The 13,315-nt window shown below is 62.6% G+C and carries 5 protein-coding genes; 4 read left to right on the top strand and 1 reads right to left on the bottom strand.

Going from position 1 to position 13,315, the window contains the following annotated elements; genetic code table 11:
- Nucleotides 1-157 precede the first annotated feature (157 nt).
- Nucleotides 158-1,684 carry a glycogen synthase GlgA gene (gene glgA, locus VB672_RS20080; RefSeq protein WP_329785987.1) on the bottom strand — a complete coding sequence of 509 codons (1,527 nt, stop codon included), beginning with the start codon at nucleotides 1,682-1,684 and terminating at the stop codon, nucleotides 158-160.
- 254 nt (nucleotides 1,685-1,938) lie between these two features.
- Here glgA and treZ point away from each other — a divergent pair, with 254 nt between their 5' ends.
- The 4 genes from treZ to glgX all read left to right on the top strand — a co-directional run bounded on the left by treZ (nucleotide 1,939) and on the right by glgX (nucleotide 13,301).
- Complete coding sequence (gene treZ / locus VB672_RS20075) at nucleotides 1,939-3,759, top strand: malto-oligosyltrehalose trehalohydrolase (RefSeq protein WP_329785986.1); 1,821 nt, start codon at nucleotides 1,939-1,941, stop codon at nucleotides 3,757-3,759.
- Entirely contained in the window at nucleotides 3,756-8,621 is a 4,866-nt protein-coding gene (locus VB672_RS20070; protein WP_329785985.1) for a malto-oligosyltrehalose synthase, read from the top strand. Before treZ ends, VB672_RS20070 begins: the two co-directional genes overlap by 4 nt.
- 146 nt (nucleotides 8,622-8,767) lie before the next feature.
- Nucleotides 8,768-11,014: a 1,4-alpha-glucan branching protein GlgB gene (gene glgB, locus VB672_RS20065; protein WP_329785984.1), complete on the top strand. Its 2,247-nt coding sequence runs from the start codon at nucleotides 8,768-8,770 to the stop codon at nucleotides 11,012-11,014.
- A 106-nt stretch (nucleotides 11,015-11,120) separates the two neighbouring features.
- A complete protein-coding gene (gene glgX, locus VB672_RS20060; protein WP_329786055.1) occupies nucleotides 11,121-13,301 on the top strand; it encodes a glycogen debranching protein GlgX in 2,181 nt (726 codons plus the stop codon).
- Nucleotides 13,302-13,315 lie beyond the last annotated feature (14 nt).

Here is a 13,315-nt window from a genome sequence, read left to right as displayed (position 1 = left end):
GAAGACAGTCGCGTGCAATCTGCCCGAAAAAGCGGCACAGGCTTAAGAATAAGGCTGCAACGAAATTGCAGTTGAGACTATGGAACGGCCTCGCTGAACGAAAAATGGGCTGACGCGTGTTCAGCCCATTCTGTCAGTGATCAAAATGCAGGCGCGGTTACGCGAGCGCTGTTTGGCGCGCCCTCTCGTAGACCTCCTGATAGCGGGACGCCGATCGATCCCATCCGTGTGGCCGCTGCATCGCCGCCTTGCGCATGGCCGTGAGGCGCGGTCGTGAGCGGAAAGCCTCAAGGCCGCGCTTGATGGCATCCTTGAAGCGGTTGAGCGAAGGCTCGCCGAACAGGAAGCCGTTGACGCCGTCCTCAATGGTATCGGCAAGACCGCCGGTCTTGTGCGCGATCGGCAGAGAGCCGAAGCGCTGCGCATACATCTGGCTCAGACCGCAGGGCTCGAAGCGCGAGGGCATGAGCAGGAAGTCGCTGCCCGCATACATGCGTCGCGCATCTCCTTCGTCATAGCCGATCTTCACGCCCACAGATCCAGGATGGCGGCCTGCAAGCGCCTGCAGCTCCGCCTCGAAGCGCGGCTCGCCCTGACCGATGACAGCGATCTGCCCGCCCTGCGACACGATGGTCTCGGCCGCCGAGATGGCAAGGTCGACACCCTTCTGATGGACGAGACGGGAGACGACAGCAAAGAGCGGCCCGCTCGAGAGGGCAAGCCCGAAATTCTCGCGCACGTTGTTGGCGTTAGCGCGCTTGCCTCGGCAATTCTCGGCCGAGAAGGGGCTCACTAGATACGGATCCTTGCTCGGATCCCAGCTTTCGTCGATGCCGTTGATGATGCCGTCCAGCCGCCCCTGCTCAGCGCAGGTCCGCAGCAACCCGTCGAGACCACAGCCGAATTCCGGCCGCGTGATCTCCTGGGCATAGGTGGAGCTGACTGTCGTGATATGCGACGAGTAGTAAATGCCCGCCTTCAGGAAGGACAGCTTGCCGTAGAACTCGACGCCGTTGATCTGAAAGGCGGCATCGGGAATGCCGAGATGGGACAAGCGGCTGCGATCGAAATTGCCCTGATAGGCGAGGTTGTGAATGGTCAAGATCGTCGGAATGTGCTGGCCGCGCCAAGCGAGGTAAGCCGAGGCAAGGCCCGACGGCCAATCGTTCAGGTGAAGGAGATCGGCGCGCCACAGATGATCGCCATTGCCGCAGGCAATGTCGGCGGCGGCAAGGCCCAGACGGGCGAAGCGGATGTCGTTGTCGCTCCAGTCCACACCGAAGCTGTCGACATAGGGCGAGCCGTCGCGATCGTAGAGTTCCGGGCAGAGCAGAACGTAGACCGTCAGGCCGTCCTGCGTCGTGCCACGTCCCAAGCCGCAGGCCGGAATCCCGTAGGATGCCGGAAGGCGCGCGATTTCCTCCACCGGCCCAATCTGCGAAAGAACCTGGCGATATCCTGGAATCAGAATGCGCACGTCATAATGATGGCGCAGCGCGCGCGGCAGGGCAGCGGACACTTCACCGAGGCCACCGGCCTTGATGTAATCGGCGATCTCGGATGTCACGAATAGGATGGACTGTCGACGTTTGACCGAGATGGACGGCTGAACACCGCCCTGCAATTCGGCATGCGCCACCGTCGGGAAAGCCCCACGAGCTTCCAGTTTAATTGATTCCAGCATGTTCGCTCAGCGGCGCGATCCCCAGCGACCCCCCGCGCCAGAGGCAGTCGCGCTTTAAACTCTCTTCCCCCCAATGTGGTTCCGATCGAATTTGAAAGTATTTTCGACTAACCCGATCGGACGGGAAGAACGTTTCCGAACCTACAGAGCTTATGTTGCAGGAATATGAGCTTGGCTGTTTTTTTGTCGTCGCCTGGAACATTGCCTTAACAACCTCGTTCGCAAGTGCTTTCCTCGCTATTTCCGGAGATCCGATGCGGCGCGTGCACTCCATGCCCTTTGGGGCTGAGATAACCTCCGAGGGCGTTCGCTTTGCCCTGTGGGCGCCCACAGCGCGCGAGGTGCGCCTTGTTCTTGATGATGCCGAGCTGCCCCTGAACGCGGATAGCGACGGCTGGTATCGTGTCGTGTCAGCGGATGCTCGCCCGGGGAGCCGCTACGGCTACAGGATCGACGACACTCTCACTGTCCCGGATCCGGCATCCCGCTTCCAGCCGGACGACGTCCATGGGCTCAGCCTTGTCGTCGATCCGCGCTCCTATGATTGGTCGGACACCTCTTGGAGAGGCCGGCCTTGGGAGGAAACCGTCCTCTATGAAGTCCATGTAGGCACGGCGACGCCCGAGGGCACCTATGCGGGTCTGATGAACAAGCTCGACCGTTTGCGCGACCTTGGCGTGACGGCGATCGAACTCATGCCCATCGGCGAGTTCCCTGGCCGACGCAACTGGGGTTACGACGGCGTCCTGCCCTATGCGCCGGACGCCGCCTATGGGAGCCCGGAGGACCTCAAACGCCTCGTCGATCGCGCACACGAGCTTGGCCTGATGGTTTTCCTCGACGTGGTCTACAATCACTTCGGCCCGTCTGGAAACTATCTCCACGCCTATGCCAAGACGTTCTTCACCGAACGCCACCCGACACCCTGGGGCGCCGGGATCAACGTGGACGGCGAAGGCAGTCCCGTGGTGCGCGACTTCTTCTTCCATAACGCGCTCTACTGGCTGGAGGAATTCCACATCGACGGCCTGCGCTTCGATGCCGTTCATGCCATCATGGATGACGGGAGCCCGCACTTCATCGAGGAACTGGCGAACCGCATCCGGCAGGCGATCTCCGACCGCCATGTTCACCTCGTGCTCGAGAACGAAGCCAACCAGGCGCGCTGGCTCAATCGCGACGACAACCGGAAGCCGAAGCTCCACACGGCGCAATGGGCGGACGACATCCACAACTCCTGGCACGCTCTCCTGACCGGCGAGAACGAGGGCTATTACGAAGATTATGCGAACAGGCCGCTCGAGCATCTCGGGCGTGCGCTGGCGGAAGGCTTCGCCTATCAGGGCGATCCGTCGCCGCACAAGGACGGCGTCATCCGCGGCGAACCCTCGGGCCATCTGCCACCGAGTGCATTCGTGGCCTTTCTCCAGAACCACGACCAGGTCGGAAACCGCGCCTTCGGCGAGCGCCTCGCGCATCTGATCCCGCCGGAGCGGCTCGCGCTCGCGCAGGCGATCTTTCTGCTCTCGCCCCAGATCCCGCTACTGTTCATGGGCGAGGAATGGGCGGCATCGAGTCCCTTCCAGTTCTTCGTCGACTTCGAAAGCGAGCCGGATCTTGCCAAGGCGGTTCGTGACGGACGTCGGGGCGAGTTCAAGCGCTTCAAGGCCTTCACGGATCCGGAGATGTCGCAGAAGATTCCCGATCCTACGGATCGAACAACCTTCGAGCGATCCAGGATCGACTGGTCGGAAACCGATCGGTCGCCGCACCGGGAGGTTCTGTCGCAGACCCGTCACCTGCTCGATCTGAGGCGAACGGAAATCGTTCCGCTGCTCAAGAGCGAGTACCGCGGCTCGCATTACAAGGTGTCGCCGGACAACGCCCTTGACGTGACCTGGACCTTCGCTGAAGGCTCACTGCGTCTTCTCGCCAATTTCGGCAACGCTTCCATGAACGAAATCGTCGAGGTCGATGCCCGTGTGCTCTGGTCCAGTCCCGGGCTCGACGTGGGCCAGGAGAATCTGCAACTTCCGCCCTGGTCTGGGATCATCTTGAAAGGACAATCGACATGAGCAAGCTGGACGCTCTCTTGGAGCGCATGGCCGCCCTTGTCGGTATATCCCCTGACTACACCGATGCTTTCGGCCAGAGCGTCGAGACGAGCCCGGCCACCCGGCAGGCGCTGCTCGCCGGGCTCGGGCTCGATATCTCGTCCGAGGCGGGCGCGCAGGAGAGCCTGGCCCGGCTGGAGCGCCTGAAGCACGGACCTCTCCCGGCGGTCATCACGGTCGACGCGGAAGCACCCTCGACGATCGAATTCCGCGCCTCTCCCGGGCAGCAGGCATGGATCCTGATCGAGGAGGATGGTGCGGTCCACGAAGGACGGCTCGGCAAGGGCGACCTCAGCCTGGGCCTTCCCGCCCTGCCGGCGGGCTACCATCGTTTCCGCGTGGAAGACAGGGAGACGACGGTCATCGCCGCGCCTCCCAGGTGCTGGGAGCCGGAGGCCTTGCAAGGCGAGGCAAGGCTCTGGGGCGCGACGGCTCAGATTTACTCCCTGCGCTCGGAACGGGATCTCGGCATCGGCGACTATTCCGATGTGGCTCTCTTTGCCGAGGATGTCGGTCGCCTCGGAGGCGCCTTCCTCGGCCTCAGCCCGGTCCATGCGCTCTTCGCGTCCGATCGCTCCAAGATATCGCCCTATTCCCCGTCCTCGCGTCTGTTTCTCGAACCCCTCTATATCGATCCGACCCGCGTCGAAGGTTTCGCGGAAAGCGGCGCTCGGAGGTGGCTCGAAGATCCGGACATGCAGGAGCGCCTCGCACGGCTCCGGAGCGCCCCGCTCATCGATTATGCCGCGGTCTGGACGATCAAGCGCCCGCTTCTCGATGCTCTCTGGAGGCATTTCCTGGGCTCGGGTGCCCACCCCGCCTTCGAGGCGTTCCGGCGTGCAGGCGGCGAAGCCCTGGAGGCGCACGCCACCTTCGAGGCGCTCTCCGAGCATCTCCGGCAGCAGGGCCGGTTCTGGGTCGGCGAATGGCCGGAGGAGTATCGCTCCGTCCATTCCGTGGCGGTCAGGCGCTTCCGCTTGGACCATGCCGAACGCGTGGCCTTCCATGTCTGGCTGCAATGGCTGGCCGACACTCAGCTCGGTCAGGCGGCGGAGCGGGCCCGTGCCGCAGGACTGCCCATCGGTCTGTACCGGGATCTCGCCGTCGGCGCCGACGGCGGCGGGTCCGAAATCTGGGCGGCGCCGGAGCGCTATGCCCCGAGGCTTTCCATCGGAGCGCCGCCGGATCCGCTTGGCCCGCAGGGACAGGATTGGGGCCTCCCGCCCTTCAACCCGCTCACCCTGGAGGAGCAGGGCCTTGCCGCGTTCCGCGATCTGGTCTCGGCCAATATGCGCCATGCCGGAGCCATCCGGATCGATCACGCTTTCCAGCTTCAGCGCCTGTTTCTCATTCCGTCCGGCGCTCCCGCGTCCCAGGGCGCCTATGTGGATTATCCGTTCGACGCGATGCTCGCTGTGCTGCGTGTCGAGAGCCACCGCGCCAACTGCCTCGTGATCGCCGAGGACCTCGGCACGGCGCCGGAGGGCTTCTCCGATGCCATCATGGAATCGGGCATCCTCAGCTACCGGGTGCTGCCTTTCGAAAGGGAGGGATCGGCCTTCAGGACGCCGGAGCAATATCCCCGCTCGGCTCTTGCCGTCCTCACCACCCATGACCTGCCGACCTTCATCGGCTGGTGGCGCGGCCTCGACATCGACCTGCGCCAGACCCTCGGCATCTTCGCCCCGGCCCGGGCTGCCGACGAGCGCATCGCACGGGACGCGGACAAACGGCATCTGAAGGAGGCTCTGGCCCAGGAAGGTCTCCTCCCCTCGCCGCAAGTTCCGGAAAAGCCGCCGCTGGAAGAAACGGTTCGCTACCTCGCCCGCACGTCGTCGGTGCTCACGGCCCTGCAGATCGAGGATGCCTCGGGCGAGTTGAACCAGCCCAACATGCCGGGCATGGATATGGGGCACCCCAACTGGCGCCGGCGCCTGTCGAACACGATCGAGACCATAGCCGCACCCGGAAGCCTGATGCGCAAGCTCGCCGTCGCTCTGGCCGAGGAAGGGCGGGATGTCCGCTCCCGTCGCAACGTCCTCGCCTCGCCCCCGCCGCGGGCCACCTACCGTCTGCAGTTTCACAAGGACTTCACCTTCGACGATGCGGTGAAGATCGTGCCCTATCTGGCGAAGCTCGGCATCAGCCACGTCTATTCTTCGCCGATCCAGACGGCCGCGCCCGGATCGACCCATGGTTATGACATCGTCGACCATTCATCGATCAATCCGGAACTCGGCGGAGAGGACGGCTTCCGCCGCCTCTCGGACGCCTTGAGAGAACACGGGCTCAAGCTCGTTCTCGACATCGTTCCCAACCACATGGGCGTGGGCGGGAAGGACAACGGCTGGTGGCTCTCGGTGCTCGAATGGGGCCGGCTCTCGCCCGTGGCCAGAGCCTTCGACATCGATTGGGAGCGGCCCGGCGCCGACGGCAAGCTGATCGTCCCGTCCCTGGGCGGGCTCTACGGGGATGTTCTGGAGAAGGGCGAATTGCAGCTGAAGTTCGACCCGGTCGAAGGCTCCTTCAGCGTCTGGCACTGGGAGCATCGCTTCCCGATCTGCCCGACGACCTATCCGGTCGTGCTCGATCAGGCGCTGGCGGCCCTTGGCGATCCGGCAAAATCCGGGGAGTTGTGCAGCCTTACGGAGCAGCTGCGGGCACTAAACGATCGCATAGCAGGGGATGATCAGGTCTCTCTTCCGGAGAAGGCGGACTTGTTCAAATGCAATCTCGCACGAGTGGCGAAGGCCTCGCCGTCGCTGAGGAAGGCCATCGACAGCGCCGTCGCGACCGTCAACGGCGTTTCCGGCCAGCCTGAGAGCTTCAACACCCTGCATCGCCTCCTGGAGGCGCAGGCCTACCGGCTCTCCTACTGGCGGGTGGCGTCGAGCGACATCAACTACCGCCGCTTCTTCGACATCAACACCCTGGCCGGCATCCGGGTCGAGATCCCGGAGATCTTCGAGAAGACGCATGAACTCATCGTCCGTCTGGTGGACGAGGGCCTCGTCCACGGTCTGCGGATCGACCATATCGACGGCCTCGCCGATCCGGAGGGCTATACCCGTGCCCTGCAGCAGAAGGTGGGACCGGGCTTCTATGTGGCGGTCGAGAAGATCCTGGAGCCGGGCGAGATCCTGCGTCCCTGGCCGGTGGCCGGAACATCGGGTTACGACGCCCTCAACGTAATCGACGGTGTGCTGGTGAATGCCGAGGCAGGCGACACGTTCGAGCGCATCTATCGGGAGGCCTCGGGTCTTCAGGGCTCCTATGACGAGTTGCTGAAACAGGCCAAGATCGAGATCACCGAGAAGAATTTCGCCAGCGAACTGGAGGTTCTGGTCTCCGATATCAAACGGATCGCCGATGCCGACAGGCGCACGCGGGACTATACGGCTTTTTCCTTACAGCGAGCCCTGATCGAGATCATCGCCGCCGTTCCGGTCTATCGCAGCTATCTCCGCGATGCGGAACCGGTGACCGAGGACGTGACATTGATCGATGAGACGGTCAGGATGGCCCAGCAATCCAGCGCCCTGGCCGATCGCAGCGTGCACGATTTCATCGCCTCAGCTCTGCTCGGCAAGGTGGCTGCCGATGCGGCTGATATCCGCCGCTTCCGGAGACGGTTCCAGCAGCTGACGGGTCCCGTCATGGCAAAGAGCCTGGAGGATACCCTGTTCTATCGCTATGGCCGCCTGATCGCGCTCAATGAGGTCGGAGGCGACCCGGGCCATTTCGGCCTCTCGCCGGATGCCTTCCATCCGGCGAACGTAGATCGCGCGCGCGATTGGCCGCATGCGATGATCGCGACCGCGACCCATGACACCAAACGAGGCGAGGATACACGGGCCCGCCTGCTCGCCCTCTCCGAGATGCCGGATGAATGGGAAAAGGCTCTCGCTCTCTGGCACGAGACGGCCGCCCCTCATCTGACCGAGGTGAATGGCGCACCCGCACCTGACGCCAACGATCAGGTGATCCTGTTTCAGGCGCTTTTGGGGGCTTGGCCTCTTGAGCTTCTGGAAGGATCCGACAGCAAGCAGCTTGCCGCGTTCCAGGAGCGCATGAAGGAGTATCTCACCAAGGCTCTGCGGGAAGCCAAGCGGCATACAAGCTGGGTCGCGCCGGATGAGGCCTATGAGGGTGCTGCCCTCAAGCTTCTTCAGGCCGCGCTCGATCCGAAGAGCCTCTTCATTGATCGTTTCAGGCCCCTTGCCCAGCGCCTGTCCCTTCTCGGCATGCTGAACGGTCTCTCACGGACCGTTCTGAAGCTGACGCTGCCTGGCGTGCCGGACATCTATCAAGGCACCGAGTTCTGGGACTTTTCCCTTGTCGATCCGGACAACCGGAGACCGGTCGATTACGAAGCCCGTGTCGAAGGGCTCGATAGGGACGGGTCTCTCACGGGACTGATGAGGAGCTGGCCTGACGGGCGGATCAAGCAGCGCATCCTCTCGTTGCTTCTTCACGATCGTGCCGCATCCCCCTGGCTCTATGCTGATGGCGACTACCAGCCTTTGGCCCTCAAAGGCCGACAGGCCTCTCACCTGCTCGCCTTCGTCAGACAACACGGCGAATCGGCTTTGGTTGTCATCGTGCCGCGTCTCTGGAACGACTTGATGAGCAAGGAGAGCCTGTTGCCCGATCCGTCGGTCTGGAGCGATAGCGCTGCGGCTCTGCCCCATGGGAGCTGGCGCAATGTGCTCACGGGAGATGATATTCTCATCAGGGAAGACCTGACGAGGATTTCGGAACTCATGGATCTCCTTCCCTTCGTTGTCCTCAAACGCGACGGAGACTGGAGCGCTTCGCATTAACAAAGATTGCCGCAACACCCTTGAGCAGGTCTCCCTCCTTCTGGTCCCGGCCAAGGCCTGCTCCATAATGAGATCTCTCACAGCATCGTGTCGGACATGCCGCTCCGCCGGCGCCGATGGGTCACCAGATGAAGGGGAATAACCGAATGGATCAGCACCGTCGTGGATCGCAGAGCGCGCCGACGCGCCCGGCTGAGCCGCCATCGGTTGCCGAGATCGTCAATTCAGGCGACCCTTTTGCTGTCCTGGGGCCCCATGAGATTTCGCCCGGCCTGTGGGAGATCCGGGCCATCGTGCCGGACGTCGATGCCGTGACGGTGCTCGACCAAGACGGGCAGACCGTTCTCGGCGCCATGGAGCGGATGCCTCCCGATGGCCTGCTCGTTGCCTCCTTCAGTTCCTCCGGACGGCCAGACTACCGGCTGCGGATCGAAAGACAGGGCGCGATCGAGATCCGGCACGATCCCTACAGCTTCGGCACCTTCCTTTCCCATGAGGAGCTCGTTCAGATCGGCGATCCGACAAGCGATGCCGTCTACACCAAGCTCGGCGCCCATTTCCTCGATCTAGGAGGAATACAGGGTTTTCTCTTCACGGTCTGGGCACCCAATGCCCGCCGGGTGAGCGTGGTCGGCGATTTCAATTCCTGGGATGGACGGTGCCATCCGATGCGCCGCCGCCATGAAGGCGGGATCTGGGAGCTGTTCATTCCGGACATCACGCCGGATCAGCGCTACAAGTTCGAGATCATCGGCCTTCACGGCAATCTTCTCGCCCTCAAGGCCGATCCCGTCGCCTTTGCTGCGGAGCACCCGCCGGCCACCGCCTCCATCCTCAAAGGCGCACCGAGTTTCGAGTGGCAGGACGCGGAGTGGATGACCTCGCGCTCCGCGCAGAATCATCGCAAGGCGCCGATGTCGATCTACGAGTGCCATCTCGGATCCTGGGCCCGCATCCCCGAGGAAGGCAACCGCTATCTGACCTATCGCGAATTGGCCGTGCGGCTCATTCCCTATGTGAAGAATCTCGGCTTCACGCATATCGAGCTTCTGCCGATCACCGAATTCCCGTTCGACGGCTCGTGGGGCTATCAGCCCATTTCGCTGTACGCGCCGACGAGCCGCTTCGGCACGCCGGAGGATTTTGCAGCATTCGTCGAGGCGGCGCACGCAGCCGGGATCGGCATCATCCTCGACTGGGTGCCGGCGCATTTCCCGAACGACCCGCATGGATTGTCCTATTTCGACGGAACGCATCTCTACGAGCATGCCGATCCGCGCTTAGGTTTTCACCAGGATTGGGGCACCTACATCTATAATTTCGAACGCCAGGAGGTGATGAGCTTCCTCGTGGCGAATGCCCGCTTCTGGCTGGAACGCTATCATCTCGACGGATTGCGGGTCGATGCCGTCGCGTCCATGCTCTACCTCGATTACTCGCGCAAGCCGGGTGAGTGGATCCCGAACCGCTACGGCGGAAATGAGAATCTCGGCGCAATCGACTTCATCCGCAAGATGAACGAGGTCGCCTATGCCACCTCGCCGGGTGCCGTCACCATTGCGGAGGAATCCACCGCTTGGCCGGGCGTTTCGCAGCCCACCTATACGGGAGGCCTCGGCTTCGGCTTCAAATGGAACATGGGCTGGATGCACGACACCTTGCGCTACATCAGCAAGGATCCCGTCTTCCGCCAGTACCACCATCACGACCTGACCTTCGGCCTGCTCTACGCCTTTTCTGAGAACTTCATCCTGCCGCTGAGCCACGACGAGGTCGTGCACGGCAAAGGATCGCTCCTCGGCAAGATGCCGGGCGACCGGTGGCAACGGTTCGCCAATCTCCGTGCCTATTTCGGCTTCATGTGGGGACATCCCGGCAAGAAGCTCCTGTTCATGGGCGGGGAAATCGCCCAGGAGCGGGAATGGAACCACGACGAGAGCCTCGATTGGCATCTTCTTGACGACTCCTACCACAAGGGCGTCCAGCGTCTGATCGGAGACCTCAACCACGCCTACTGCTCCATTCCGGCCCTGCATGAGCGCGACTGCGAAGCGAAGGGATTCGAGTGGCTCGTCTCGGATGACCGCGATAACAGCGTCATCGCCTGGGCACGGCGCGGAGACGACGAGAAATCCCTGGCTATCGTCGTGTCGAACTTCACGCCCGTTCCACGTGAAACATATCGCATCGGCGTTCCGCTGCCGGGTTTCTATCGCGAGGCGGTCAACACGGACGCCGCCCAGTATGGCGGCAGCAACATTGGCAATCTCGGCGGGATCAAGGCCGAGGACAGGCCGAGCCATGGTCAGCCCTGCTCCCTGACCCTCACGATCCCGCCGCTGGCGACACTGATCCTCGTTCTCGACCAGGACGGCTCGAGAGCGAACATATAGTTCCGCTTGCCGGGGACTTACCCAGAGGTCGCGCGTTGATCACCAGAACGTTTTCTCCGCTTGGTTTTGAGATTCCAGAATGAACGACAAAGTCGACACCCGTGATATGCCGGCAGCTCAGGTCGTTGCTCCGAACGTGAGGCGCACATCGCGCGTGCGGGAGGGATTGCCCTACCCGCTGGGAGCGACCTGGGACGGACTTGGCGTCAACTTCGCCATCTTCTCCGCCAACGCTACGAAGGTCGAGCTCTGCCTGTTCGATCTGGAGGGTCGCAACGAACTGGAGCGGATCGAGCTTCCCGAATATACCGACGAGGTCTGGCACGGCTATCTGCCGGATGCGCGGCCCGGCACGACCTATGGCTACCGCGTCTACGGTCCGTACGATCCGAAAGAGGGACACCGCTTCAATCCGAACAAGCTCCTGCTCGACCCCTATGCCCGCCAGCTCATCGGCGATCTGGTCTGGAACCCGGCCCTCTTCGGCTACACCATCGGCTCGCCGGATGCGGACTTGTCCTTCGACAAGCGGGACAGCGCGCGCTTCATGCCCAAGTGCCGGGTCGTGGAATCGGCCTTTACCTGGGGGCGCGTCCGCAGGCCGCAGATCCCGTGGGAGCGCACGATCGTCTACGAGACGCATCTACGCGGCTTCACCATGCAGCACCCGGCCGTGCCCCGGGAGCTGCGCGGCACCTTCTCGGGACTCATGCAGCATGAGGTGATCGAATATATCAGGACGCTCGGCGTCACCGCCGTCGAGCTGCTCCCCATCCATGCCTTCGTGGACGACAGCTACCTGATCGACAAGGGATTGCGGAACTACTGGGGCTACAACTCCATAGGATTTTTCGCGCCGCAACCGCGGTATCTCGCGACACCTTTCGTGAACGAAGTGAAGGAGATGGTAAGCCATCTTCACGATGCCGGGATCGAGGTGATCCTCGACGTGGTCTACAACCACACGGCGGAGGGCAACGAGCTCGGGCCCACCCTGTCCTTCAAGGGGATCGACAACGCATCCTATTACAGGCTTGCCCCCGATAAGCGCTACTACATCAACGACACCGGCACCGGAAACACGGTCAATCTCAGCCATTCCCGCGTGCTGCAGATGGTGACGGATTCCTTGCGCTACTGGGCGCAGGAGGTGCAGATCGACGGCTTCCGCTTCGACCTCGCAACCATCCTCGGTCGTGAGCCACACGGGTTCGAGGAGGACGGACGCTTCCTCGACACCTGCCGCCAGGATCCGGCGCTCAGCCAAGTCAAATTGATTGCGGAGCCATGGGATTGCGGCCCCGGCGGCTATCAGGTCGGACGCTTCTCTCCCGGATGGGCCGAATGGAACGATCGTTATCGCGACACGGTGCGAGGTTATTGGAAAGGCGAAGAGGGAAAGCTGCCGGAGCTTGCCTCCCGCCTCACCGCATCGGCCGACATATTCAACAAGCGCGGGCGGAGACCCTGGGCATCCGTCAACTTCATCACCGCCCATGACGGATTCACCCTCAACGATCTCGTATCCTACAACGAGAAGCACAACGAGGCGAACGGCGAGGACAACAAGGACGGCCACGATCACAACCTGTCCTTCAACTACGGCGCCGAAGGCCCGACGGACGATCCGAAGATCCGTACCCTGCGGCTGCGCCAGATGCGCAACATGCTCGCCACCCTGCTCTTCTCGCAGGGAACGCCCATGCTGCTCGCCGGCGACGAGTTTGCACGCACCCAGCAGGGCAACAACAATGCCTATTGCCAGGACAACGAGATCTCCTGGATCGACTGGGAGGGGATCGACGAAGACGGCATCGAGCTTCTCGAATTCACCCGCAAGCTCATCCAGTTGCGCCAGGATCTTCCGATCCTGCGCAGGGGACGGTTCCTGTCCGGCGTCTACAACGAGGAACTCGACGTCAAGGACGTGACCTGGCTCACGCCCGCCGGAGACGAGATGACGCCCGAGCATTGGCAGGATCCGAATGCCCGCTGCATCAGCATCCTGCTCGACGGTCGCGCCCAACCGACCGGCATCCGCCGACGCGGCACCGACGTGACCCTACTGCTGATCCTGAATGCGCATCATGACGTGGTGAAGTGCACGTTGCCGGAAGTGATCGGCGGCGAAGCCTGGATGTGTCACATCGATACCAACCAGCCTGATCTCGAAGTGCCGACCGAGTTCGGCTTCGGCAAGGTATACACCGTGACCGCCCACTCTCTGCTTCTCTTCCAGCTGAAGCCCGAGAAGCAGCGGAAGGCGGAGAAGAAGAAAAGCGCTTAGCCGGCGCTTTTCCC

Origin of the sequence: Microvirga sp. CF3016, from assembly GCF_036314085.1 — a bacterium.
GTDB lineage: Bacteria > Pseudomonadota > Alphaproteobacteria > Rhizobiales > Beijerinckiaceae > Microvirga.
Note: the sequence above shows the minus strand (reverse complement) of the source record. Positions and strands in the feature narration are given on the sequence as shown.

Bases quoted from the DNA above. Each gene is read 5' to 3' on its own strand.
- glgA (WP_329785987.1), bottom strand. From the start codon at position 1,684: ATGCTGGAATCAATTAAACTGGAAGCTCGTGGGGCTTTCCCGACGGTG.
- treZ (WP_329785986.1), top strand. From the start codon at position 1,939: ATGCGGCGCGTGCACTCCATGCCCTTTGGGGCTGAGATAACCTCCGAG.
- VB672_RS20070 (WP_329785985.1), top strand. From the start codon at position 3,756: ATGAGCAAGCTGGACGCTCTCTTGGAGCGCATGGCCGCCCTTGTCGGT.
- glgB (WP_329785984.1), top strand. From the start codon at position 8,768: ATGGATCAGCACCGTCGTGGATCGCAGAGCGCGCCGACGCGCCCGGCT.
- glgX (WP_329786055.1), top strand. From the start codon at position 11,121: ATGCCGGCAGCTCAGGTCGTTGCTCCGAACGTGAGGCGCACATCGCGC.